Annotated in this window: 16 protein-coding genes; 4 read left to right on the top strand and 12 right to left on the bottom strand. The window is 72.3% G+C overall.

Features of this window, described 5'->3' with window-relative positions:
• From ispG to B100_RS0129635, 4 genes are all read right to left on the bottom strand, one after another.
• The coding region (gene ispG / locus B100_RS0129650; RefSeq protein WP_024888010.1) for a flavodoxin-dependent (E)-4-hydroxy-3-methylbut-2-enyl-diphosphate synthase at window positions 1–777 on the bottom strand (777 nt) is incomplete at its 3' end.
• Between the two features lie 186 nt (window positions 778–963).
• Window positions 964–2,256 carry a site-2 protease family protein gene (locus B100_RS0129645; RefSeq protein ID WP_106967123.1) on the bottom strand — a complete coding sequence of 431 codons (1,293 nt, stop codon included), beginning with the start codon at window positions 2,254–2,256 and terminating at the stop codon, window positions 964–966.
• Between the two features lie 8 nt (window positions 2,257–2,264).
• Window positions 2,265–3,527, bottom strand: a complete 1,263-nt coding sequence (dxr, locus tag B100_RS0129640) for a 1-deoxy-D-xylulose-5-phosphate reductoisomerase (protein WP_024888008.1) — start codon at window positions 3,525–3,527, stop codon at window positions 2,265–2,267.
• Window positions 3,528–3,653: 126 nt separating this feature from the next.
• Window positions 3,654–5,603 (bottom strand): acyl-CoA dehydrogenase family protein, encoded by a 1,950-nt coding sequence (locus B100_RS0129635; RefSeq protein ID WP_024888007.1) that lies wholly within the window; start codon window positions 5,601–5,603, stop codon window positions 3,654–3,656.
• A 281-nt stretch (window positions 5,604–5,884) separates the two neighbouring features.
• Here B100_RS0129635 and B100_RS0129630 point away from each other — a divergent pair, with 281 nt between their 5' ends.
• Window positions 5,885–6,895: a LacI family DNA-binding transcriptional regulator gene (locus tag B100_RS0129630; RefSeq protein ID WP_024888006.1), complete on the top strand. Its 1,011-nt coding sequence runs from the start codon at window positions 5,885–5,887 to the stop codon at window positions 6,893–6,895.
• Window positions 6,896–7,343: 448 nt separating this feature from the next.
• Here B100_RS0129630 and B100_RS0129625 read toward each other — a convergent pair whose 3' ends face one another.
• The 3 genes from B100_RS0129625 to B100_RS0129615 all read right to left on the bottom strand — a co-directional run bounded on the left by B100_RS0129625 (window position 7,344) and on the right by B100_RS0129615 (window position 13,061).
• Entirely contained in the window at window positions 7,344–8,789 is a 1,446-nt protein-coding gene (locus tag B100_RS0129625; RefSeq protein ID WP_024888005.1) for an aldehyde dehydrogenase family protein, read from the bottom strand.
• A 471-nt stretch (window positions 8,790–9,260) separates the two neighbouring features.
• Window positions 9,261–10,820, bottom strand: a complete 1,560-nt coding sequence (locus B100_RS0129620; protein WP_024888004.1) for a PucR family transcriptional regulator — start codon at window positions 10,818–10,820, stop codon at window positions 9,261–9,263.
• A gap of 120 nt (window positions 10,821–10,940) precedes the next feature.
• Window positions 10,941–13,061 carry a hypothetical protein gene (locus tag B100_RS0129615; protein WP_024888003.1) on the bottom strand — a complete coding sequence of 707 codons (2,121 nt, stop codon included), beginning with the start codon at window positions 13,059–13,061 and terminating at the stop codon, window positions 10,941–10,943.
• A 276-nt stretch (window positions 13,062–13,337) separates the two neighbouring features.
• Between B100_RS0129615 and gabT the strand changes: the two genes are divergently transcribed.
• The 3 genes from gabT (at window position 13,338) to B100_RS34430 (ending at window position 18,225) form a co-directional block, all read left to right on the top strand.
• The gene (gene gabT, locus B100_RS0129610; RefSeq protein WP_024888002.1) at window positions 13,338–14,672 is read left to right on the top strand and encodes a 4-aminobutyrate--2-oxoglutarate transaminase; all 1,335 of its coding nucleotides are present in this window, start codon (window positions 13,338–13,340) and stop codon (window positions 14,670–14,672) included.
• A 441-nt stretch (window positions 14,673–15,113) separates the two neighbouring features.
• Entirely contained in the window at window positions 15,114–15,731 is a 618-nt protein-coding gene (locus B100_RS0129605; RefSeq protein ID WP_024888001.1) for a phosphatase PAP2 family protein, read from the top strand.
• A 1,378-nt stretch (window positions 15,732–17,109) separates the two neighbouring features.
• Window positions 17,110–18,225 carry a 5-methylcytosine restriction system specificity protein McrC gene (locus B100_RS34430; protein WP_486585730.1) on the top strand — a complete coding sequence of 372 codons (1,116 nt, stop codon included), beginning with the start codon at window positions 17,110–17,112 and terminating at the stop codon, window positions 18,223–18,225.
• Between the two features lie 3 nt (window positions 18,226–18,228).
• Here B100_RS34430 and B100_RS0129590 read toward each other — a convergent pair whose 3' ends face one another.
• The 5 genes from B100_RS0129590 to B100_RS0129570 all read right to left on the bottom strand — a co-directional run bounded on the left by B100_RS0129590 (window position 18,229) and on the right by B100_RS0129570 (window position 24,567).
• Window positions 18,229–20,043 carry a carbohydrate binding domain-containing protein gene (locus B100_RS0129590; RefSeq protein WP_024887999.1) on the bottom strand — a complete coding sequence of 605 codons (1,815 nt, stop codon included), beginning with the start codon at window positions 20,041–20,043 and terminating at the stop codon, window positions 18,229–18,231.
• A 151-nt stretch (window positions 20,044–20,194) separates the two neighbouring features.
• Entirely contained in the window at window positions 20,195–21,613 is a 1,419-nt protein-coding gene (locus B100_RS0129585; protein WP_024887998.1) for an FAD-dependent oxidoreductase, read from the bottom strand.
• A 36-nt stretch (window positions 21,614–21,649) separates the two neighbouring features.
• Window positions 21,650–22,450 carry an ABC transporter permease gene (locus tag B100_RS0129580; protein WP_024887997.1) on the bottom strand — a complete coding sequence of 267 codons (801 nt, stop codon included), beginning with the start codon at window positions 22,448–22,450 and terminating at the stop codon, window positions 21,650–21,652.
• Entirely contained in the window at window positions 22,451–23,380 is a 930-nt protein-coding gene (locus B100_RS0129575; RefSeq protein WP_024887996.1) for an ABC transporter permease, read from the bottom strand.
• Entirely contained in the window at window positions 23,380–24,567 is a 1,188-nt protein-coding gene (locus B100_RS0129570; protein ID WP_024887995.1) for an ABC transporter ATP-binding protein, read from the bottom strand. Before B100_RS0129570 ends, B100_RS0129575 begins: the two co-directional genes overlap by 1 nt.
• Window positions 24,568–24,569 lie beyond the last annotated feature (2 nt).

Here is a 24,569-nt window from a genome sequence, read left to right as displayed (position 1 = left end):
CTTGATCTCCTCCACCGGCGGGGCGGAGAGGGAGACGCGGATGGTGTCGCCGATGCCCTGCGACAGCAGCGCACCGAACGCGACGGCCGACTTGATCGTGCCCTGGAAGGCGGGGCCGGCCTCGGTGACACCCAGGTGGAGCGGGTAGTCGCACTGCGCGGCGAGCTGCCGGTACGCCTCGACCATNACGACCGGGTCGTTGTGCTTGACCGAGATCTTGATGTCGCGGAAGTCGTGCTCCTCGAACAGCGACGCCTCCCACAGCGCCGACTCCGCCAGCGCCTCCGGGGTGGCCTTGCCGTACTTCTGCAGCAGCCGCCGGTCCAGCGAGCCCGCGTTCACCCCGATACGGATCGGGGTGCCGTGGTCCTTCGCCGCCTTCGCGATCTCCTTGACCTGGTCGTCGAACTTCTTGATGTTGCCCGGGTTCACCCGCACCGCCGCACAGCCCGCCTCGATCGCGGCGAACACGTACTTGGGCTGGAAGTGGATGTCCGCGATCACCGGGATCTGCGACTTCTTCGCGATCACCGCCAGCGCGTCCGCGTCGTCCTGCGTCGGACACGCCACCCGCACGATCTGGCAGCCCGACGCCGTCAGCTCCGCGATCTGCTGCAACGTCGCACCGATGTCCGACGTCCGCGTCGTCGTCATCGACTGCACCGACACCGGGGCGTCCCCGCCCACCGCCACGGATCCGACCTGGATCTGCCGGCTCTTCCGGCGCACGGCGAGCGTGGTCGGGACGGACGGCATGCCGAGAGAAATCGCAGTCATCTGCTGTGCAACCCCAAGTCGTGGATCAAGGTCCGGCTCCCCGTGAGCAGCGGGCTCCGGGCTCCGAGATTACGGCAATGGCCAATGCTCGAGCACATCGCGCCCGTAAACCCACCCAAAGGGCGACGGCCCGGAACCTCATGGTTCCGGGCCGTCGTGAACAACGGGTGGCGTGGGGCGGGCCGGTCAGGAGATGCGTACCGGGTTCACCACGTCCGCGATCAGGACGAGGATCGTGAAGCAGACGAAGATTCCGGCCACCACGTAGGCGACGGGCATCAGCTTCGCCACGTCGAAGGGGCCCGGGTCGGGGCGGCGCAGCACGCGGGCGAGGTTGCGGCGCAGCGACTCCCACAGCGCGCCCGCGATGTGTCCGCCGTCGAGCGGCAGCAGCGGCAGCATGTTGAACAGGAACAGGGAGAGGTTGAAGCCCGCGAGGAGCATCACGAACATCGCGAGTTGCTGCGAGGCCGGGATGTCCAGGGTGGCGATCTCCCCGCCGACGCGGGCGGCGCCGACGACACCCATCGGCGAGTCCGGTTCGCGGGGGCCGTCACCGAAGGCGGCGTCCCACAGGGCGGGGATCTTGGACGGCAGGGCGGCGAGGGAGTCGATCGCGTCGCCGACCCGGTCGGTCATCCAGGTCACGGAGTCGCCGAGGTCCTGTTTGACGACTCCGGTGGCGGCGCTGAAGCCGAGGAAGCCGGCCTTGACGTACTCGCCCTCGACGTAGGTGCCGTTGCCGTCCTTCTTGGCGACCATGTTGGTGGCGATGGTGGCGTGCAGCGTCACCTCTTGGCCGCCGCGGTCGACGACGATCGGCACGTCCTTGCCGGCGCTGTCGCGGATCAGGTCGGACAGGGTGCCCCAGTCGTCGGTCCTGACCCCGTCGAAGGCGACGATCCTGTCCTCGGCCCGCATGCCGGCCGCGGCGGCCGGGGACCGGGGGTCGGACGTCTTGCAGTTGTCGCGGTTCTCACTCTGCGAGATCACGCACTGGGAGACCGAGCTGACGGTGGTGGTCTGCTGCTGGATGCCGAAGCCCATCAGCACGATGAGGAACAGCACGACCGCGAGGATCAGGTTCATGAACGGGCCGGCGAACATCACGACGACCCGTTTCCACGGCTTGCGTGTGTAGAACAGGCGCTTGTCGTCGCCGGGCCGCAGTTCCTCGAAGGCCGCGGAGCGGGCGTCCTCGATCATCCCGCGCCACGGGGACGTGGAGCGGGCCTCCAGCCGGCCGTCGGGGCCGGGCGGGAACATGCCGATCATCCGGATGTAGCCGCCGAAGGGGATCGCCTTGACGCCGTACTCGGTCTCGCCCTTGTGCCGCGACCAGATCGTCGGGCCGAAGCCGACCATGTACTGCGGCACCCGGATGCCGAACATCTTGGCCGTGGACAGGTGGCCCGCTTCGTGCCAGGCGATGGAGAACAGCAGGCCGGCCGCGAAGACGACTATGCCGAGGATGAACATCAGGGTCGTCATGCACGCGCCTCCGCGCTCGCCGTCCGGTCGGTCAGTTCGCGGGCCCGCGCACGGGCCCAGGTCTCCGCTTCGAGGACGTCCGGCACGGTCAGGGAGGTTCCCGCCGCCGGCGTTCCGTGTTCCTCGACCACCCGGGTGACCGTGTCGATGATGCCGAGGAACGGCAGCGCACCGGTGCGGAAGGCCTCGACGCACTCCTCGTTCGCGGCATTGAACACCGCCGGGGCGGTTCCCGCGAGTTCGCCGACGTGCCGGGCGAGGTCCACCGAGGGGAACGCCTCGTTGTCGAGGGGGAAGAACTCCCAGGTGGACGCCTTGCTCCAGTCGAAGGCGGGGGCGGCGTCGGGGACCCGTTCGGGCCAGCCGAGGCCGATGGCGATGGGGCCCCGCATGTCCGGGGGCGTCGCCTGGGCCAGTGTCGATCCGTCCGTGAACTCAACCATCGAGTGGACATACGACTGGGGATGCACGACGACCTCAATGCGGTCGAAGGGAATGTCGTAGAGCAGGTGCGCCTCGATGACCTCCAGGCCCTTGTTGACGAGGGTCGCGGAGTTGATCGTGATGACCGGGCCCATGGCCCAGGTGGGGTGGGCGAGGGCGTCCTCGACGGTGACCGCGGCCAGCTCCTGCCGGGTGCGGCCGCGGAACGGGCCGCCGGAGGCGGTGACGACGAGCTTGCGGACGTCGGCGCGGGTGCCGGCGGCCAGCGCCTGGAACAGCGCGGCGTGCTCGGAGTCCACCGGGATGATCTGACCGGGCTTGGCCAGCGCCTTCACCAGCGGGCCGCCGACGATCAGCGACTCCTTGTTGGCGAGCGCGAGGGTGCGGCCCGCCTCCAGCGCGGCGAGGGTCGGGGCGAGCCCGATGGAGCCGGTGATGCCGTTCAGGACGGTGTGGCAGTCGGAGGCGGCGACCTCGGTGGCCGCGTCGGGACCTGCGAGGATCTCGGGCAGCGGCTCCCCCGCTCCGTACCGCGCCGCCAGCGCCTCGCGCAGCTCCGGTACGACGTCCTCGCGGGCGACGGCGACCGTGCGCACCCGCAGGCGGTGCGCCTGCTCGGCGAGGAGGGCGACCCGGCCGCCGTTCGCGGACAGGGCGGTGACCCGGAAGCGGTCGGGGTTGCGCCGCACGAGGTCGATGGCCTGGGTGCCGATCGACCCGGTGGAGCCGAGGATCACCACGTCCTTCGGGCCGTCTCCCGCGACGGGGTCGTACACCAGGTGCGGGTCGGCGAGGGGGGCTGGAGCGTCGGTCATGGCCCCCATTGTGTCCGGTCCCGGCGGCCGCCGGGGCGCCGCCCCGGTACCCCGGGGGCGTGTCCTCTCGTGCGCGGCGCGCGGGGCGGGGGCCGCGCCCTCCGGCGGCCCCCGCCCCGCGCCGGCTCAGCGGATCGGCCGGCGCACGTTCTCCCGGGTGGGCGGGCCGGGGGCGGCGTCCGCGATCCACGGTCCGTCGCCGGAGGGGTCGACGACGCCGTCCTCCAGCCACTCGTAGGTGCCCGCGAGGACGTTCTTGACGACCTTGCGGTCGAGGTCGTCGGTGTTGCTCCAGAGCCGGCCGAACAGTTCCTCGACGCGCAGACGTGCCTGGCGGCAGAAGGCGTCGGCGAGCTGGTAGGCCTCGCGGCCGTGGTCGCCCCGGCTGCGCAGCAGCTCCGCGCGGACGCACGCGGCGCTCATCGCGAACAGTTCGGCGCCGATGTCGACGATCCGGCCGAGGAAGCCCTGCTTGGTCTCCATCCGGCCCTGCCAGCGGGACATGGCGTAGAAGGTGGAGCGGGCCAGCTTGCGGGAGGTGCGCTCGACGTAACGCAGGTGCGGGGAGAGGTCGATGCCGTGCTTGAAGTCGCCGTACGCGCCCGGGAGCTGTCCGGGTCCGGCGACCAGTTTCGGCAGCCACTTGGCGTAGAAGACGCCCGCGTTCGCGCCCGCCCTCGCCTTGTCGCCGAGGCTCTTGTCCGGGTCGATGAGGTCCCCGGCGACCGACAGGTGGGCGTCGACGGCCTCGCGCGCGATCAGCAGGTGCATGATCTCGGTCGAGCCCTCGAAGATGCGGTTGATGCGCAGGTCGCGCAGCATCTGCTCGGCCGGGACCGCCCGCTCTCCGCGGGCCCGCAGCGAGTCGGCGGTCTCGAAGCCGCGTCCGCCGCGGATCTGGACCAGTTCGTCGGCCATCAGCCAGGCCATCTCCGAGCCGTACAGCTTGGCGAGGGCGGCCTCGATGCGGATGTCGTTGCGGTCCTCGTCGGCCATCTGCGAGGACAGGTCGACCACGGCCTCCAGCGCGAAGGTGGTCGCCGCGATGAACGCGATCTTGGAGCCGACGGCCTCGTGCAGCGCGACCGGCTTGCCCCACTGCTCGCGGACGGCGGACCACTCGCGGGCGATCTTCAGGCACCACTTGCCGGCGCCGACGCACATCGCGGGCAGGGACAGCCGCCCCGTGTTGAGGGTGGTCAGGGCGATCTTCAGGCCCTGCCCCTCCTCGCCGATGCGGTGGGAAGCGGGGACGCGCACCCGGTGGAAGCGGGTGACGCCGTTCTCCAGGCCGCGCAGGCCCATGAAGGCGTTGCGGTTCTCCACGGTGACACCCTCGGAGGACGCCTCCACGACGAAGGCGGTGATGCCGCCCCGGTGGCCCTCCGACTTCGGGACGCGGGCCATGACGACCAGCAGGTCGGCGACCACACCGTTGGTGGTCCACAGCTTCACGCCGTCCAGCACGTAGTGGTCACCGTCGGGCACGGCTGTCGTGGCGAGCCGGGCCGGGTCGGAGCCGACGTCGGGCTCGGTGAGGAGGAAGGCGGAGATGTCGGTGCGCGCGCAGCGCGGCAGGAACGTCTCCTTCTGCTCCCGCGTGCCGAAGATCTTCAGTGGCTGCGGGACGCCGATGGACTGGTGGGCGGAGAGCAGCGCGCCGATCGCGGGGCTGGCGGAGCCGACCAGGGCCAGGGCCTTGTTGTAGTACACCTGGGTGAGGCCGAGGCCGCCGTACTTGGTGTCGATCTTCATGCCGAGGGCGCCGAGCTCCTTGAGCCCGGTGATCACCTCGTCGGGGATGACCGCCTCGCGCTCGATCGCGGCGCCGTCGATCGTCGTCTCGCAGAAGTCGCGGAGCTTGGCGAGGAACTCCTCGCCGCGCTGGACGTCCTGGTCGGCGGGGAGCGGGTGGGGGTGGATGAGGTCCGGCCGGAAGCGGCCGAGGAACAGTTCCTTGGCGAAGCTGGGCTTGCGCCAGTCCTGCTCCCGTGCGGCCTCGGCGACCTCCCGGGCCTCACGCTCGGTGACGGTCGGCCGGGACGGTGCCGCTGGGGTCTCGGGTACTGCGGACATGAGGCTCACCTCGCCGCGAATAGGATGGAGTCATTGCGGTACGGACCGGTGCTACTCGATCGTATGTACCCGATTCGTAGCGACCCCACCACCCTTCGTGCCGCCGTCCGGCCGATCCGCGCCCGGCGGAGACGACGGGGAACTCTCGCGTTGAAGCGCTTCGACTCCCTGGGCTCCCTGGACAGCAAGAGCTTGCTGCCGTTAGGGTCAATGTGGCCTTCACAGGCACTTTTACCGATCTCGCGCACTGTCGAAGCGCTTCACATCCCTGGGAGAGCCGGATGGTCACCCTCGCCGAGGTCGCCCAGCACGCCGGAGTCTCGGCGAGCACGGTGAGCTACGTCCTCAGCGGCAAGCGGTCCATCTCCGCGACCACCCGGCAGCGGGTCGAGCGGAGCATCCGCGAGCTCGGCTACCACCCCAACGCCGGCGCCCGCGCCCTGGCCAGCAGCAGGTCCAACGTCATCGCCCTGATGATCCCGCTGCGGACCGACATGTACGTGCCGGTGATGATGGAGATCGCCATGGCGGTGGCCACCACGGCCCGCACCCACGGGTACGACGTACTGCTGCTCACCGGCGAGGAGGGCCCCGACGCGGTGCGCCGGGTCGCGGGCAGCGGCCTCGCCGACGGCATGATCCTCATGGACGTCGAGCTCGACGACGAGCGGCTGCCCGTGCTGCGCGCGTCCGCCCAGCCGGCCGTGCTGATCGGACTGCCCGCCGACACCACCGGGCTGGCCTGCGTGGACCTCGACTTCAGGGCGACCGGCGCGCTGTGCGTGGAGCACCTCGCCGAGCGGGGGCACCGGGACGTCGCCGTCATCGGCGAGGCCCCGGCGGTCTACGAGCGGCACACCGGCTTCGCCGAGCGCACCCTCGACGGGCTGCGCACCCGCGCGCGGGAGACCGGGCTGCGGCTGCTGCACCGCCCCTGCGAGGGCGGGTACGACGCGACCGCCGTGACGGTCGCCCGGATCCTCGACGAACGTCCGGACACCACGGGCTTCGTGGTGCAGAACGAGGCCGCGGTCGAGCCGCTCCTCGCGCTGCTGCGGCAGCAGGGCCGGGCCGTGCCCGAGGACGTCTCGGTGGTCGCGGTCTGCCCGGAGCAGGTCGCCGTGCAGGCGTCGGTCCGGCTGACGTCGGTGGCCGTTCCCGCGCAGGAGATGGGCCGGCAGGCGGTGGAGCAGCTGGTCGCCAAGCTCGACGGGCGGGGCGGCGACGAGGTCGTGCTGCTCCCGCCCGAGCTGACGGTACGCGCGAGCTCGGGGCCGGCACCGGTGCGGTGACCAGCCCCGTGCCGTCCGTGCGGCCGGCACGGGTATGTGCGTCGCCGGAGGTGTCCGGCACCGGCACGGTCGAGGTGGTCCTCTACGGAGCGGTGGCGGCCTCGCTGCCCGCCAGGACGCCCACGGCTGGTCCGTACGGCGCGTCACGCTGTCCGCGCCCGCCGCCGGAGCGTGCGGGGGCGGGTCGGCTTCACGGGCTGAGTCCCGGCACGGGAAGGGCCCGGCACGGGAAGGGCCCGGCACGGGAAGGGCCCGGCACGGGAAGGGCCCGGCACGGGAAGGGCCCGGCACGGGAAGGGCCCGGCNCGGGAAGGGCCCGGCACGGGAAGGGCCCGGCACGGGAAGGGCCCGGCACGGGAAGGGCCCGGCACGGGAAGGGCCCGGCACGGGAAGGGCCCGGCGCCGACCGCTGTCGGTGCCGGGCCCTCTCACGGACGGGTTCCGGTCGTCAGAGCGCGAGACCCGTGAGGACCATGACCCGCTCGTAGGTGTAGTCCTCCATCGCGAACCGCACGCCCTCGCGGCCCACACCGGACTGCTTGGCGCCGCCGTACGGCATCTGGTCGGCGCGGTAGGACGGCACGTCGCCGACGACCACGCCGCCGACCTCCAGGGCGCGGTGGGCACGGAAGGCGGTCTGCAGGTCGTGGGTGAACACGCCTGCCTGGAGGCCGTACTTGGAGTCGTTGACGGCGGCGAACGCCTCCTCCTCGCCGTCCACCTTCCGCACCGTCAGCACCGGCCCGAAGACCTCCTCGCAGGAGATCGTCACGTCGGCCGGCACGTCGGTCAGCACGGTCGGCGCGTACGAGGCGCCGTCGCGCTTGCCACCGGTGACCAGGGTGGCGCCGGCCTCGACGGCCTCCTGCACCCACGCCTCCACGCGCCGGGCGGCGTCCTCGCTGACCAGCGGGCCGACGTCCGTCGCGTCGTCGGACGGATCACCGGTGACCTGCGCCTCCACGGCCGCGACGATGCGGGGCAGCAGCCGGTCGTAGACCGAGGCGTCGGCGATCACGCGCTGCACGGAGATGCAGGACTGGCCGCCCTGGTAGTTGGAGAAGGTGGCGATGCGGGTGGCGGCCCGGTCGAGGTCCTCGTCGCTCGCGAAGTCGGCGAGGACGACGGCCGCGCCGTTGCCGCCGAGCTCCAGGGTGCAGTGCTTGCGCGGCACCGAGTCCATGATCGCGTAGCCGACCTTCTCGGACCCGGTGAAGGAGATCACCGGCAGCCGCTCGTCCTGGACCAGGGCGGGCATGCGGTCGTTGGGGACCGGGAGGATGCTCCAGGAACCGGCGGGCAGCTCGGTCTCGGCCAGCAGCTCGCCGAGGATCAGCGCGGACAGCGGGGTGGCCGGCGCCGGCTTCAGGACGATGGGAGCGCCGGCGGCGATCGCGGGGGCCACCTTGTGGGCACACAGGTTCAGCGGGAAGTTGAACGGAGCGATGCCGAGGACGACACCCTTGGGGAAGCGGCGCGTGAAGGCGAGCCGGCCCTGGCCGCCCGCGTCGGTGTCGAGGCGCTGCGCCTCGCCGCCGTTGAAGCGGCGGGCCTCCTCGGAGGCGAAGCGGAACACGGAGACGGCGCGGCCGACCTCGCCGCGCGCCCACTTCATCGGCTTGCCGTTCTCGGCGGAGATCAGCTGGGCGATCTCTTCCGTGCGCTCGGCCAGCCGGCGGCTGACGTGGTCCAGGGCGGCGGCGCGGACATGGGCGGGGGTGGCGGCGAACTCGTCCCGCACGGCGTACGCGGCGGCCAGGGCCTCCTCGACCTGGGCGTCGGTCGGCACGCTCACGGAGCCGACGACCCGGCCGTCCCACGGGGAGGTGACGTCGAAGGCGGTCTCGCCGGTGACTTGGCGGCCGGCGAGCCAGAAGGCGTGGGTGGAAGTCATGTGAGTCCCGGCCCTTCCGCGTTGGAGGTGTACGTGGGGTTGCTGGCCACCACGGTAGGTCCGCGACACCGGTGCGGCGTTTGTCCGGGGCGGAGCAGTGCCCGGCGATTCCGTGCCACTTTGGCGACAGGATCGCCGCGCTCGCGGCGCGGGTGAGCGGGGTGCGATGCGCTCGACCCGCGGCATCACCGTGGCGGCTCAGGTCGCGGCCCGACACCGGGCGGGCAGAGACGCCCGTGCACGGCACCACCCCGGCGAGTGCCGCCCCCCAGGGGCCGCGGGAACTGCGCGCTCAGCCCCCACGGCCCCGCACCCGCCCGCGCGCCGCAGGCCCGCACCGGAGCTGACGGTGCCGCTCGCCGACGTCGAGCCCGGCCTCCGGTGGCACCGCCGGGGGAAGGGCGTCCGAGGCGCCGCGTCTCCGCAGGCGCCGCGTCCCCACAGGCGGGGCGCCACCGGACAGCCTCGCCCTCAGGCCGTGTCCGCCGACGTCGCCTTCAGCGCCAGCCACAGCTCCATGCGGACGTCCGGGTCGTCCAGGGAGCGGCCGAGGATCTCCTCGACGCGGCGCATCCGGTAGCGCAGGGTGTGGCGGTGGACGCCGAGGTCGGCCGCCGCCGCGTCCCACTGCCCGTGGCGCGAGAGCCACGCCCGCAGGGAGGCGACGAGGTCGCCGCGGCCGGTCGCGTCGTGGTCGCGCAGCGCCCGCAGCAGACCGTCCGCGAACGCCTTGACCGCGTCGTCGGCGAGCAGCGGCAGTACGGAACCGGCGGCCATCTGCTCGTGCTCCACCAGCACCCTGCCCCGCCGCCGGGCCACGGACAGCGCCTGTTCGGCCTGCTTGTAGGCGGCGGACGCGGCGATCGGCCCGGCCGGCGCGGACAGGCCGACGACCAGTTCGTCGTCGTCCGTCCTGCGGGCGGCCTCCCGCGCGGCGGCGTGGTCGCAGCAGGCCCCGACGACGGTGCCGCCGTCGGCGGCCAGCACGACCAGCCGCTCCCCTTCCGGCACCACGAGGACCGCTTCGCCGGACCGGGCGGCGGCGGACTCGGCGGACTCGGCGAGGGCTCCGAGGGCGTCGCCGTTCGCCTCGCCCTGGGCGACGATCATCCGGAACGGCGCGTCGAGCAGGCCGCCGTACAGGTCACCGGCGACCGTCCGGGCGTGGTCCGGCTCCCCGGCGAGCAGCATGCGCAGTACGGCCGCCCCGATGCGCTGTTCCGCCGCGTGCAGGGAGCGGGAGCGTTCGGTGGTGAGGGTGAGCAGCGCGACGGCGGAGTGGACGGCGTAGCGCTCGGCGGTGCCCGGCGCGGCCGCGGTGCCGACGGCGAGCGCGGCGCGGGGGCGGCGTCCGGTGCCGAGGGAGTGCAGCTCGACCCGGTCCTCGTCCTCGGGGCCCGCCACCACCGAGGAGGCGGGCGCGGGCCGTTCGCGCAGCCGGGTGACCTCCGCGGTCAGCCGTGCGGCCCGCCGGGCAGCCCAGTCCGGGGCGGCGGCGACGACGGCACCGGAGGCGTCGTACAGCGCGGCCCAGCCGTCGACCTGGGCGGCGAGGGCGGCCAGCAGCCCTTCGGGGCCGTCGGTGAGGGTCTGCCGCGTCAGTTCCCGCTGGGCGGCGAAACCGGCGGTGACCGCGCGGTACTGGTCGGCGGCGATCGCGGCGGACACCGCCTTGCTGATGGCGAGGAACGGGGTGCGGCGCGGCACCTCCAGCAGCGGCAGCCCCTCCTCGCGGGCGGCCTCGACCAGGGCCTCGGGGATGTCGTCGTAGTGGACGCCGACGGCGAAGCCGAGTCCGACCACGCCCGCCCCGGCCAGCCGCTTCACGTACCGGCGCATCGCCTCGCGGTCCTCCGCGTCGAGCTTCAGCGCGGTGATCAGCAGCAGCTCGCCGCCCTCCATGTACGGCACGGGGTCGGCGAGCTCACTGGCGTGCGCCCAGCGGACGGGCGCGTCGAGGCGGTCCTCCCCCGCGCGCACGGTCAGCTTGAGCGCGGAGTGGTGGACGAGCGAGGCGAGCGTCGGGGGCATCGGGGCGGTGAGCCTTCGGGTCGGCGTCGGGTGTGCGAGAACGGTGATCTTTTGGCCGTCTCGTATGAACGACCTGTGTCGATTCTGCCTCACCGTACGGTCCCCGTCGGCCGGGTCCGGTCACTCCCGCAGGTCCACCAGCAACGGAGGCGCGTGCTCCCCCTTCACGTTGGTCAGCGACAGGACCGCGTGTCCCGCGGGCACCGCGTGCGCCAGCTCGGAGGCCGACCACCGCTCCCGCTCGACCTGGCGCACGGTGACCGCCCGCGCGGTCGGCGCCTTGCCGGTGATCGCGCGGCGCAGCGCGTGCACCGCCTTGCCCGCCGGGCTCTCGGCGATGATCTGCCGGTCGGTGACGTCCCGCGCCTCGGTCCACTCCTTGCCCCAGACCTCGGCGAAGTCCTGGCCGTCCCAGGGGGTGAGGCCGGCCAGCGCCATGCGGCAGCCGGTGGCGCCGAGCAGCGGCCCGCGCAGCGGCCGGGGCACGTCGTCCAGGGTGCGCAGGGTGAGCACCACACCGGCGTTGGCCGACCGCAGCCGCTGGATGCCGCGCACGGCCTCGGGGGTGATCACGCCGGTGGCGTCGTCCAGCACCAGGCAGGCGAACAGGGAACGGTCCTCGCGTACGGTCACGCTCGCGGTGAACTGCGCGAGCACCAGGCGCGCCAGCATCCGCGAGGCGTCGGCGTGGCCCCGCCGGGGCAGGTCGACGCGGACCCGCACCGGGTGGTCGAGCGCGTTGAGGGAGAACGGCCGGGACTGTCCCGAGGTGTCGAAGAATCCGGCGAAGGCGGGCCGGTCCAGCAGCGCCACCCGGTCGGCGAGGATCCCGCCCACGTCGCCGGGGTGGGCCAGCTGGCGTTCGCGGGCGTCGAGTTCACGCAGCAGCGACTCCTGGCCCGCGTCCTGCAGCCCCTTGCGCAGGGTGGCCAGCGGGCCGGGGGCGCCGTCGAGGAGCTGCCGCAGCTCGGGCACCGACGGGAAACGGCCGTGCACCGCGCGGAACGGGCCGAGGAGCTGCGCGAGAACGGTGGTGGAGCGGCGGCTGTCGCTGCCCGGGTGCGGGTCCGCCAGGTCGCCGACCAGTGCCTCGGCGAGCACGGCGGCCGCCTCGTCGGGGTCGGTGGTGCCGCCGTACAGGTCGAGGTCGTAGACGGAGTCGGGGCTGCCGATGCGGACGACGACGTCGTAGGCGTCGGCCGGGCCGAGGCCCGCGCCGGCCGCGCCGACCACCACCACGGCGGTCTTCCCGGCGAGCGCCTGGAGACACAGCGACTCGGCGACCGGCAGGACCACCCCGCCGGTCTTGCCCGACCCGGCCGGCCCGACCGCGAGCAGGGAGGTGCCGAGCAGGTCCGGGCCGAGGGCGAGGCCGGTGGCGCGGTAGACGTAGGGGTTGCGGGGGTCGTCGGCGGTGGTGCCGAGCCGGACCTGTCCGGTGAGCAGGTCGTGCCGGGCCTGCCGGGCGGGCAGGTCGCGGGCTCCGGAGGGGTGCGGGCAGGCGGCGGCGCCGTCCTTGAGCACGGCCCCGGTGAAGGTGGCGAGGCTGTGCCGGCCGCTGCGCACGCCCTGCCAGGCGCGGGAGATGCGGGCGTGGTCGACGTCCCGCATCATCCCGGCGCGGGCGTCGGAGGCGAGCCGCTCGGCCGCGTCGACGGCGCCGGCGGCGCGCAGCGCGGGCCAGGCGGCCGGGTCCTCCTCGGGTGCGGGCGGGGGCTCGTCGCGGGGGGTGCGGCGCCAGGCGGGCGGGCCGTAGCGGCGCCAGATCTCGCCCCAGCGGCCGAGCCGGCCCACGCCGACCATGATGATCCCGGCGATGAGCACGTAGTAGGCGTAGACGACCACGACGGCGCCGAAGCTGTGCGGCTCGGCCCAGGAGTCGGGGATCATCGCGTACAGCGGCAGCAGCCACCAGCCGCCGAGATAGCCGTTCCACAGCAGGGACCAGATCAGCCAGCCGACGAGGAACGCGATCAGCGCGCCGCTGAACAGCTGACGTCCGGGGACGCGCTCCGGCTCCTCCTCGGGCCGGGGCCGGTGACCGAACCGCCAGATGCCGGGGAGCGCCTCGGGACGGGCGGTGCGCAGCCAGGAGAGGAACGCGGACCCGTCGGGGGGCGGCGGCATGCCCGGTGCGCGGGTGGGGCGCGGTGGCGCCGCCGGTACCTGAGGTGGCCCCGCCGGGCGCGGCACGGGTCCGGCCTGTGTGCCCCGCGTGTCCTGGGTACCCTCGCTGTCCATCGCCCCTGCCCCCTGAGCAGCCGCCGCATCCGCCATCAGCACGTCAATCTAACGCCCCGACAGGCGCAGTCCACCGATTGCCCGGCCGGGGTCCGCGCCCGGCCGGAACGTGTCGCCGTACCGTGTCGGCACGGCCGGTCGCCGGCGGGTATGTCCATCGCGGACAACCCGGACCCTCGGACAACGCCCACATGGAGCATGCCCAGCCTTCTCGCCCCGCCCTAGCCTGCGAGAAAAGAAGCAAAGAGCGTCCGTTTCACCCCCCAGGAGCCCCGCATGACCGCACTTCCGCAGGAGCGCCGCGTCGTCACCGCCATCCCCGGCCCGAAGTCGCGGGAGCTTCAGGCCCGCCGTACCGCCGCGGTCGCGCAGGGCGTGGGCTCCGTGCTGCCCGTGTTCACCGCGCGCGCCGGCGGCGGGATCATCGAGGACGTCGACGGCAACCGTCTGATCGACTTCGGTTCCGGCATCGCCGTGACCTCCGTCGGCGCCTCCGCCAAGGCCGTCGTCCGCCGCGCCTCCGCCCAGCTCGCCGACTTCACGCACACCTGTTTCATGGTGACGCCGTACGAGGGCTACGTGGCCGTCGCCGAGGCGCTCGCCGAGCTGACGCCGGGCGACCACGCGAAGAAGTCCGCGCTGTTCAACAGCGGCGCCGAGGCCGTCGAGAACGCCGTGAAGATCGCGCGTGCGTACACCAAGCGGCAGGCGGTCGTCGTGTTCGACCACGGCTACCACGGCCGGACCAACCTCACCATGGCGCTGACCGCGAAGAACATGCCGTACAAGCACGGCTTCGGTCCGTTCGCGCCCGAGGTGTACCGCGTCCCGGTCGCCTACGGCTACCGCTGGCCGACCGGCCCGGAGAACGCGGGTCCGGAGGCCGCCGCGCAGGCCATCGACGAGATGTCCAAGCAGGTGGGCGCGGAGAACATCGCCGCGATCATCATCGAGCCGGTGCTCGGCGAGGGCGGCTTCATCGAGCCGGCCAAGGGCTTCCTGCCGGCGATCAGCGAGTTCGCCCGGGACAACGGCATCGTCTTCGTCGCCGACGAGATCCAGTCGGGCTTTTGCCGCACCGGCCAGTGGTTCGCGTGCGAGGACGAGGGCATCGTCCCCGACCTGATCACCACGGCGAAGGGGATCGCGGGCGGCCTGCCGCTGGCCGCGGTCACCGGCCGCGCGGAGATCATGGACGCCGCGCACTCCGGCGGCCTGGGCGGCACCTACGGCGGCAACCCGGTGGCCTGCGCGGGCGCGCTCGGCGCCATCGAGACGATGAAGGAGCTGGACCTCAACGCCAAGGCCAAGGCCATCGAGGGCGTCATGAAGGCGCGCCTGACGGCCATGGCGGAGAAGTTCGACATCATCGGCGACGTCCGCGGCCGGGGCGCGATGATCGCCATCGAGCTGGTCAAGGACCGCGCCACCAAGGAGCCGAACCCGGAGGCGACGGCCGCGCTGGCCAAGGCCTGCCACCAGGAGGGTCTGCTGGTCCTGACCTGTGGCACCTACGGCAACGTGCTGCGCTTCCTGCCCCCGCTGGTCATCGGCGAGGACCTGCTCACCGAGGGTCTGGACATCATCGAACAGGCCTTCGCGCGCGTCTGAACCGCCATCGGGGCAGGTGGACCGGCTCGGACCGCCTGTTCCCGGCCGTTCGGCTCCGGACAGCGGCAGAGCGTGTGAAGAACGTGTGCGGGGTGGATGACAGGTGCCCGTGTGCCCTGTCGCCGGGCCACCCCCTGCCGTAGGTTTCTACCCGGATGAGAGATACACCCCGCCCACAGGGGACTGTGGGCGGCTCAGGCCGAGGCCTCCCCAGCTTCGACCTGGTCGTGCCCTCGCGCACACAACCGGGGCCCGAGGGCCCCGGGTCTCCTCACGATCGGACGGTCGCCCGCCCCATACCCCCCGGGGCGCGCGACGTTCCGATCGGACGGCCGTCGGGCATCAGCCACGGCAAGCCGTCCACCGGAGGGCCGGCACACACCCCCCTTTGTGCCGGCCCTCCGGTGTGCCCGGACCGTCCCGGCTGGGAAGCTGTCCCGCATGCTGCTTTCGGCCGTGCCGCTCGTCCTCTTCCTCCTGATCACCTGGCAGGTCGTCGTCGACGGGCCGCTGCTCGACGTCGACGAGCGGCTGAGTGACGCCCTGGTGCGTCCCGACCGGGCCTCCGAAGTGCTCTCCGACCTCGGCAACGTCGACGTGGCCGTGCCGGTCCTGGTGGTCGTGCTGGCCACGGTGGCGTGGCGGCTGCGTGCCACCGGTGTGGACCGCTGGTGGCTGCCGCCCGCGGCCGGGGCGGCGGCGATGGTGCTGGTGCCGGTGCTGGTCGCGCCGCTGAAGGCGTGGACCGACCGCCCGGGCACCCCCGCCGTGCCGCCGGCGTCCGGCTACTACCCTTCCGGCCACACCGCCACCGCCGTGGTGGCGTACGGCGCGGCGACCCTGCTGCTCCTTCCGCTGCTTCGGTCGCCGGCCGTGCGCCGTGGACTGCTCGCCCTGTGCGCCGCGTTGGTCCTGGGCGCCTCCTACGGCCTGGTGCGCCGGGGCTACCACTGGCCGCTGGACGTGGTGGCCAGTTGGTGCCTGTCGATGATCCTTCTTCTGGCCTTCTCGGCGGTCGTCGCACGATACGGTCAGGGAGCACGACAGCACGTGGAGTGACCGGTCGCGGGGGCCACCGGGGCCAGTGGGGAGGCGTCATGACGGACGAGCAGGAGCAGGTGGCGGTCACCTTCGAGAACCGTGACTACGCCCTCACCCGGTCACCCGGGGAAGTGATCCTCCCTCAGTACGGCCGGAAGATCCACCACGATGCCGGGTGCGGGCACCTCACCGACGGCCACCGGCTCCCCCGCTTCCCCGACCCCGACCGGCTGCTGTGGCGCTGGCTGATCGACTCCGCGCCGTCCCACGACCTCGACCGCCGCGCCGATTTCGCCCGGTCCATCCGCCTGCTCGGCGGAAACGGCCAGCCCCTCGTCAGCGTCTGCAGTTGCGTCCTGCGCCCCATCTCACCGCGCCAGGCCGCCACCATGCGCCCCTGGCCCTTGGACGAGGCGGTCGCGGCCTTCGACCGAGACGGCCGCGCCGGGGAACTGGACGCCATGAAGGCCGCGGCACGGCAGGTGAACGAGGAGTTCCCCTGGGAGGACTGGCCCACCCTGCCCCTGGAGCGCTACGCCCTGGGCCAGGGCGACAGCGCGCGCACCCGCCCCTACTGCTACCTCCTGGAGTTCGGCACCAAGGCGCTGGGCACCATCGCCGGCGGGTCCTCGGCCAAGCACCTCATCTACCGGCGCAGCCGGGACGGCTCCTGGTGGCACGACTCGCGCTACGCCGACGAACAGGAGGCATGGCGCGAGGTGCGGGCTGGAATCATCGCCGCGGTGACCGCCGCACGGGAGGGCCGGATCGCCGACATCGACGCCATCGACGCCATCCGCTCGGGCCCCTCCCTGGTCGCCAAGACTCTGCGGGTCTACGCACCGGACGTCTCACTGCCGGTGTACGGCAACGACGTCGTCCGCCACTTCCTGCAGCAGTTGACAGGGGAACCGGCGCCCAAACTGGAACGGTTCGCCATGCTGGCGCGGCTCAGGGAGGTCATCGATGCCGATGAACGCTTCCGCGACTGGTCGTACGACCTGGTCGTGCTCTTCCTGTACTGGTGGTCCGATCCGTTCCGGACGCAGCAGATCGTGAAGATCGCGCCGGGTGAGGACGGCTCGGTGTGGGACGAGTGCCGTGCGGGCGGCTATGTCGCGGTCGGCTGGGACGACGTGGCGGACCTGCGCTCGTACGCGGACAAGGACGAGTTCCAGGCGGCCTTCAGCTCCGCGTACGCCGAGAAGTACCACGGCAACCGGTCCAGGATCGCGAACAAGGCCGACGAGTTGTGGAAGCTGCTGAGCCTGCGGCCGGGTGACCTCGTCGTCGCCAACAGGGGCACCAGCGAGGTCCTGGGCGTGGGCCGGATCGCCGGGGACGGCTACGTGTGGCGTGAGGACCGGGCGGAGTTCCGTCACACCGTTCAAGTGGAGTGGGACGAGAGCCACGCGGGCCGGCTGGAGGAACCGGAGCGGTCGTGGGCGACCGTCACCGTCAAGGACGTGCCCGCGTCCTTGTGGAACAGGATCCGGCGCGCCAAGTCCGCGCCGTCGGCCCTCGAGGACGACCCGGTGCCGGATGCCGCCGAGACCGCTCCCGCCCAGCCCTTGGACAGCGCGCTGTCCACCTGGCCCACGGGGTACGCCGGGACTACGTCACGGTCGAGGACGACCTCCCGGCCGTCAGGGGGCGTCTCCTCGCCGACCGGCAAGTGCTGCGCCACCACGCCAGGCTGGACCGGCTGGCCTGCCGGTTCGACGAGCACGACGGCGACATCGTGGACAACCGGCTGTGTGCCGCGGCGCTCGACCTCGCCGCTCGCACCGCCGGCTCACCCCCGGCGCGCGCCCGGGCGCGCCGCGCCGCCGCCCGGTTCGCGCAGATCGCCCCCACACCTCTCGGTGATCTCCGCACCGCATGGGACAGCGTTAACCATCACCGTCACAACGCGCACTACCGCAGCGCCCACCACTGGGCGGCTTTGCTACTTCGCGGAGGCGGCATCGACGGCCTCTTCGCCACCGGGTCGCTCGCCTCGCGGGCCCTGCTCATCGACATGAACGCCCTGTTCGAGGCATTTGGTGCCCGGCTGCTGCGGGAGGCGGCCGACGGCACGGGATGGGCGGTGCGCGAACAGTCACGGCACCGGGGAGTCCTGCTCGACGAGCGCACCGGGCGTTCCTACGGAGAGGTACGCCCGGACCTCCTGCTGTCGGGAGACGTCGACGGGGTGCCGCAGCGGCTACCGGTGGACCTCAAGTACAAGCTGTACGACAGCAAGAAGCTCGCCCCGTCGGACATCTACCAGGCCGCTCTCTACGCCCACGCCCTTGCCCGGCAGCCGTCCGGTGTCCCACCGACCTGCGTTCTGGTTCACCCCGGCGACGCCTCGGCCGCACGGCAGAGCGTCGCCGTCCGCCGGTTCGACGGTGCGGTGTCGGCCCGGATCCGTGCCGTCGCGCTGCATCTCCCGACGCTGCTCGGCACCCGGGATGGCGCCGAGCGACGTGGGCTGCTGCGCAAGGTGTGGAGTGCGGTGGCCGGGTGACGGTCAGCCGAAGTAGCCGTCGAACGTCCGCTGGAACTCCCAGCCGCCGAAGCGGTCCCAGTTGATCGACCAGGTCATCAGGCCGCGCAGGGACGGCCAGGTGCCGTGGGTGGCGTACGAGCCGCAGTCGGTGCGCTTGGTGAGGCAGTTGAGGGTCTTGGTGACCTCTGCCGGGGACACGTGGCCGTTGCCGGCGTTGACGGTGGCGGGCATGCCGATGGCGACCTGGTCGGGGCGCAGGGGCGGGAAGACGTTGTTCGCGTCGCCGGCCACCGGGAAGCCGGTGAGCAGCATGTCGGTCATGGCGATGTGGAAGTCGGCGCCGCCCATGGAGTGGTACTGGCCGTCCAGGCCCATGATCGGGCCCGAGTTGTAGTCCTGGACGTGCAGCAGGGTGAGGTCGTCACGCAGGGCGTGGATGACCGGGAGGTAGGCGCCCGCGCGCGGGTCCTGGCCGCCCCAGGGTCCGCTGCCGTAGAACTGGTGGCCGAGCTGGACGAAGAAGGTCTCCGGGGCCATGGTCAGGACGAAGTCGTCGCCGTAGCGGGCCTTCAGCGTCTTCAGGGCGGAGATCAGGTTGACGATCACCGGGGTCCTCGGGTTCCTGAAGTCGGTGTCGCCGGTGTCCAGGGAGAGGGAGTGGCCCTCGAAGTCGATGTCCAGGCCGTCCAGGCCGTACTCGTCGATGATCCTCGAGACGGAGCTGACGAAGGTGTCGCGGGCGGCGGTCGTGGTGAGCTGGACCTGGCCGTTCTGGCCGCCGATGGAGATCAGCACCTTCTTCCCGGCCGCCTGCTTGGCCTTGATTGCCGCCTTGAACTCGGCGTCGCTCTCCACGCCCGGGCACTCCGTGGCGGGGCAGCGCTCGAAGCGGATGTCGCCGGAGGTGACGGAGGTGGGCTCGCCGAAGGCCAGGTCGATGACGTCCCAGTTGTCGGGGACGTCGGCGAGGCGGGTGTAGCCGGAGCCGTTGGCGAAGCTCGCGTGGAGGTAGCCGACCAGGGCGTGGGCCGGGAGGCCGGAGTCGCCGCCGCCGGAGTCGGGCGTGCTGGTGGTCGCGGTGACGGTGGCCGAACGGGCCGACTCCCCGGCGTCGTTGAGGGCGGCGACCTGGAAGGCGTACGCCGTCGACGGCGTCAGGCCGGTGACGGTGGTCGAGGTGCCGGTGACGGTACGGATCCGCGCGCCGTCGCGGTAGACGGCGTACGAGGTGGCGCCCGCGGCCGGTGACCAGGACAGGGAGACGCTGGTGGAGGTCGCCGCGGACGCGGTGAGACCGGTCGGCGGGGCGGGCGGCTGTCCGGTCTCGCCGCCGGGGCCTACGAGGGTGATGTCGTCGGCGTGGTAGGCGCCGGTGCCGTACCAGCCGTGGGTGTAGATCGTGACGCTGGTGGTGGAGGGGCCGGTGCGGAAGGTGGTGGTGAGCTGCTGCCAATCGGGGGCGGACTGGGTCCAGGCGGAGACGTCGGTGGTGCCGGTGCCGCTCGCGCCGAGGTACACGTAGGCGCCGCGGACGTGGCCGGAGAGGGTGTAGGAGGAGTCCGGCCTCACGGTGACCGTCTGCGCGCAGCGGGCGTTGTCCGACCCGGCCGGGGTGGCCTTCAGAGCGGAGGCGCCGGTGCGGACGGGCGAGGTGACGGCGGTGCCTGCCGGACAGCTCCAGCCGTCGAGGCCGGCCTCGAAGCCGCCGTTGCGGGCGAGGTCGGCGTCGGCCGCTCGGGCGTCCGGCGTCAGGGCGGTGACGCCGGCCGCGGCGAGTGCCGTGGCGGTGAGCAGGGCGGCGAGGGGCCGGCGGGCAAGGGGTCTGGCGCGGTCCACAGGGGCCTCCGGGCATGGGGGAGTTGGAGGGGTGGAGCGCGCTCAATTTGGTCCAGACCAATTCGGTTGTCAAGACCCCGCGCGGCTTTCCCGCACGCCCCGCCCGGCCCCGCCCGGCCCCCGGCAGGCCCCCACCCGGCCCCCGGCAGGCTCAGCTGTCGAAGCCCAGCCCCAGCCGGTCCATCGTCCGCAGCCACAGGTTGCGCCGGCCCTCGTGGGCGTCCGCCCTGGCCAGCGACCACTTGGTGAGGGCGACGCCGGTCCAGGCGAACGGCTCCGGCGGGAACGGCAGCGGCTTGCTGCGCACCATCTCCAGCTCGGTGCGCTCGGTCCGCTCCCCCGCCAGCAGGTCCAGCATCACCTCCGCGCCGAACCGTGTGGCCCCTACACCGAGCCCGGTGTAACCCGCCGCGTACGCGACCCGGCCCGCGTGGGCGGTGCCGAAGAAGGCCGAGAAGCGGGAGCAGGTGTCGATCGCGCCGCCCCAGGCGTGGGTGAAGCGCACCCCCTCCAGCTGCGGGAAGCAGGTGAAGAAGTGGCCCGCGAGCCTGGCGTACGTCTCCGGTCGGTCGTCGTACTCGGCGCGCACCCGGCCGCCGTACGGGTAGACCGCGTCGTAACCGCCCCACAGGATGCGGTTGTCTGAGGAGAGCCGGAAGTAGTGGAACTGGTTCGCGCTGTCGCCGAGTCCCTGGCGGTTCTTCCAGCCGATGGAGTCGAGCTGCTCGTCGGTGAGCGGCTCGGTCATCAGGGCGTAGTCGTAGACCGGGACGGTGTAGGGGCGGACCCGGCGGACCAGGCTGGGGAAGACGTTCGTGCCGAGCGCGACCCGGCGGGCGCGGATCGCGCCGTACGGGGTGCGGACGGACATGCCGGCGCCGTACTGCCGGAGGGTGAGGGCGGGGGTGTGCTCGTACACGCGCACCCCGAGGTCGAGGCAGGCCCGCTTCAGCCCCCAGGCGAGGCTGGCCGGGTTCAGCATGGCCACGCCCCGGCGGTCGTACAGACCGGCGAGGAAGGTGGGCGAATCCACCTGCTCGCGCAGCGCGTCGGCGTCCAGGTACTCGATGCCGTCGGCGAGGCCCCGGCCGGCGATCTCCTCGTGCCAGGCGCGCAGTTCCTCCGCCTGGTACGGCTCGGTGGCGACGTCGATCTCGCCGGTGCGCTCGAAGTCGCAGTCGATGGAGTGGCGGGCGACCGTCTCCTCGATGGCGTCGAGGTTGCGGGCGCCCAGCCGCTCCAGGGTGTGGATCTCGTCCGGCCAGCGGGTGAGTCCGTTGGACAGTCCGTGGGTGAGGGAGGCGGCGCAGAACCCGCCGTTGCGGCCGGAGGCGGCCCAGCCCACCTCGCGGCCCTCCAGCAGCACCACGTCCCGGGAGGGATCGCGCTCCTTGGCGATCAGCGCGGTCCACAGTCCGCTGTAGCCGCCGCCCACGACGAGCAGGTCGCAGGTGGTCCGCCCGGTCAGGGCCGGCTCGGGGCCGGGGCGGCCGGGGTCGTCCAGCCAGTAGGAGACCGGCCGGGCCTCGGAGAGGGACTGCGTCCAACGGCTCATGGCGCTCGGGGCCATGATCTCAACTCCCTACTGCGGACTATGGATTCGCTGTCATGCCTTCTGGCGCTCGCGGCGGTTGCCGACGGCCATGGAGACCAGGACCAGAGCCACGGCGACGACGAACATGGCCGTGCCGATGACGTTGATCTGGACGGGCGTGCCGCGCTGGGCGGAGCCCCAGACGAACATCGGGAAGGTGACGGTCGAACCGGCGTTGAAGTTGGTGATGATGAAGTCGTCGAAGGACAGGGCGAAGGCGAGCAGCGCGCCCGCCGCGATGCCCGGGGCGGCGATCGGCAGGGTGACCCGCAGGAACGTCTGCACCGGGCCGGCGTACAGGTCCTGCGCGGCCTGCTCCAGACGCGGGTCCATCGACATCACGCGCGCCTTCACGGCGACCACGACGAAGCTGAGGCAGAACATGATGTGGGCGATCAGGATCGTCCAGAAGCCCAGCTCGGCACCCATGTTGAGGAACAGGGTGAGCAGCGAGGCCGCCATCACCACCTCGGGCATCGCCATCGGCAGGAAGATCAGCGAGTTCACGGCACCGCGGGCACGGAAGCGGTAGCGGACCAGCGCGAAGGCGATCAGCGTGCCGAGGAGGGTGGCGCCGAGCGTGGCCCACAAGGCGATCTGCAGGCTGAGGCCGAGCGAGCCGCACAGCCCGGACACCCCGCACGGGTCCCGCCACGCGTCGGTGGAGAACTCCTGCCACTCGTAGTTGAAGCGCCCCTTCGGCTTGTTGAAGGAGAACACCGTGACGACGACGTTCGGCAGCAGGAGGTAGGCCAGCGTCAGCAGGCCCGCGATGACGACGACGTTGCGCTTGAACCAATTGACGAAGGCCATTTAAACCAGATCCTCCGTGCCGGACTTGCGGATGTAGACCGTGACGACGGCGAGGATCGCGGCCATCAGGATGAACGAGAGCGCCGCGGCTGTCGGATAGTCCAGGATCCGCAGGAACTGCGACTGGATGACGTTGCCGACCATCCGGGTGTCCGTGGAGCCGAGCAGGTCCGAGTTGATGTAGTCGCCGGTCGCCGGGATGAAGGTCAGCAGCGTGCCGGAGACCACGCCCGGCATCGACAGCGGGAAGGTGACCTTGCGGAAGGTGGTCGACGGCTTGGCGTACAGGTCACCCGCCGCCTCGTGCAGCCGGGGGTCGATCCGCTCCAGGGAGGTGTAGAGCGGAAGGATCATGAAGGGCAGGAAGTTGTAGGTCAGACCGCACACCACCGCCAGCGGGGTGGCGAGCACCCGGTCGCCGGCCGTCCAGCCGAGGAACGCCGTGACGTCCAGGAGGTGCAGCGAGTCCAGGGCGCCGACCACCGGGCCGCCGTCGGCGAGGATCGTCTTCCAGGCGAGGGTGCGGATCAGGAAGCTGGTGAAGAACGGCGCGATCACCAGGATCATGATCACGTTGCGCCAGCGGCCCGCCCGGAAGGCGATCAGGTACGCCAGCGGGTAGCCGAGCAGCAGGCACAGCACGGTCGCGGAGGCCGCGTAGAGCACCGAGCGGACGAACTGCGGCCAGTACTCGGACAGCGCGTCCCAGTAGGTGGCGAAGTGCCAGGTGACCTTGTAGCCCTCCTCCAGGGAGCCCGTCTGCACGGACGTGGAGGCCTGGTAGATCACCGGCAGCGCGAAGAACACCAGGAGCCAGAGCAGGCCGGGCAGCAGGAGCAGGTACGGCGTCCGGCGTCCCCGCCGGCGCGGCGGTTCCGGTTCGGGGGCGACGGGCGCCGGCGTCGGCGGCGCCTCGGTGACCGTGGCCATCAGGCGACCTCTTCCGCGACCGTCTCGACGCCCGCGGAGCCCACTGTCCCAGCCAGCAGGGACTGTGCGGCGTCCAGGCCGAAGGTGTGGTCCGGGTTCCAGTGCAGGACGACCTCGGCGCCGGGCACCAGCCGGGCGTCCCGGTCGATGTTCTGCACGTAGACCTCGAAGTCGGAGCAGACCGGGCTGTCGACGACGAACTGCGTGGAGACGCCGATGAAGCTGGACTCGGTGATCCGGCCCGTGATGCGGTTGCGTCCCTCGGGTATCCCGCCTGCGTCGTCGGCGTGGGTGAGGGAGATCTTCTCCGGGCGGACCCCGGCCAGCACCTTGCCGCCCGCCGTGGCGGGCGCGCCGGTGCGGGCCCGGCGCAGCACCAGCTTGCCGCCGCCCGCCTTCAGCACGATGTCGTCGCCGGAGGTGGTGTCGACCTCGGCCTCGATGAAGTTCGACGTGCCGAGGAAGTTGGCGACGAAGGTGGTGCGCGGGTTCTCGTACAGGTCGGCGGGCGTGCCGAGCTGCTCGACCCGGCCGGCGTTCATCACGGCGACGCAGTCGGCCATGGTCATGGCCTCCTCCTGGTCGTGCGTGACGTGCACGAAGGTGATGCCGACCTCGGTCTGGATGCGCTTGAGCTCCAGCTGCATCTGACGGCGCAGCTTCAGGTCGAGGGCGCCGAGCGGCTCGTCGAGCAGCAGGACCTTGGGGTGGTTGATCAGCGCGCGGGCGACCGCGACACGCTGCTGCTGGCCGCCGGAGAGCTGGTGCGGCTTCTTGCGCGCCTGCTCGCCGAGCTGGACCAGCTCCAGCATGTCCTCGACCTGCTTCTTCACGCTCTTGATGCCGCGCCGGCGCAGACCGAAGGCGACGTTCTCGTAGATGTCGAGGTGCGGGAAGAGGGCGTAGGACTGGAAGACGGTGTTCACCGGCCGCTTGTACGGCGGCAGCGCGGTGACGTCCTGGTCGCCGAGGTGGACGGTGCCCGCGGTGGGATCCTCCAGGCCGGCGATCATGCGCAGGGTGGTGGTCTTGCCGCAGCCGGACGCGCCGAGCAGGGCGAAGAAGGAGCCCTCCGGGACGGTCAGGTCGAGCGGGTGCACGGCGGTGAAGGAGCCGTACGTCTTGCTGATCCCGGTGAGCCGGACGTCACCGCCGCCGGCCTTGGTGGTCTCTTCGGTGGTCTTCATCT

Source organism: Streptomyces sp. CNH189 (assembly GCF_000527195.1).
This window is presented reverse-complemented; position numbering and strand designations above follow the sequence as displayed.

What these genes read in the sequence shown, in the direction of transcription:
- B100_RS0129645 (WP_106967123.1), bottom strand. Translation starts at nt 2,256, where the DNA reads ATGTTCATCCTCGGCATAGTCGTCTTCGCGGCCGGCCTGCTGTTCTCC.
- dxr (WP_024888008.1), bottom strand. Translation starts at nt 3,527, where the DNA reads ATGACCGACGCTCCAGCCCCCCTCGCCGACCCGCACCTGGTGTACGAC.
- B100_RS0129635 (WP_024888007.1), bottom strand. Translation starts at nt 5,603, where the DNA reads ATGTCCGCAGTACCCGAGACCCCAGCGGCACCGTCCCGGCCGACCGTC.
- B100_RS0129630 (WP_024888006.1), top strand. Translation starts at nt 5,885, where the DNA reads ATGGTCACCCTCGCCGAGGTCGCCCAGCACGCCGGAGTCTCGGCGAGC.
- B100_RS0129625 (WP_024888005.1), bottom strand. Translation starts at nt 8,789, where the DNA reads ATGACTTCCACCCACGCCTTCTGGCTCGCCGGCCGCCAAGTCACCGGC.
- B100_RS0129620 (WP_024888004.1), bottom strand. Translation starts at nt 10,820, where the DNA reads ATGCCCCCGACGCTCGCCTCGCTCGTCCACCACTCCGCGCTCAAGCTG.
- B100_RS0129615 (WP_024888003.1), bottom strand. Translation starts at nt 13,061, where the DNA reads ATGGACAGCGAGGGTACCCAGGACACGCGGGGCACACAGGCCGGACCC.
- gabT (WP_024888002.1), top strand. Translation starts at nt 13,338, where the DNA reads ATGACCGCACTTCCGCAGGAGCGCCGCGTCGTCACCGCCATCCCCGGC.
- B100_RS0129605 (WP_024888001.1), top strand. Translation starts at nt 15,114, where the DNA reads ATGCTGCTTTCGGCCGTGCCGCTCGTCCTCTTCCTCCTGATCACCTGG.
- B100_RS0129585 (WP_024887998.1), bottom strand. Translation starts at nt 21,613, where the DNA reads ATGGCCCCGAGCGCCATGAGCCGTTGGACGCAGTCCCTCTCCGAGGCC.
- B100_RS0129580 (WP_024887997.1), bottom strand. Translation starts at nt 22,450, where the DNA reads ATGGCCTTCGTCAATTGGTTCAAGCGCAACGTCGTCGTCATCGCGGGC.
- B100_RS0129575 (WP_024887996.1), bottom strand. Translation starts at nt 23,380, where the DNA reads ATGGCCACGGTCACCGAGGCGCCGCCGACGCCGGCGCCCGTCGCCCCC.
- B100_RS0129570 (WP_024887995.1), bottom strand. Translation starts at nt 24,567, where the DNA reads ATGAAGACCACCGAAGAGACCACCAAGGCCGGCGGCGGTGACGTCCGG.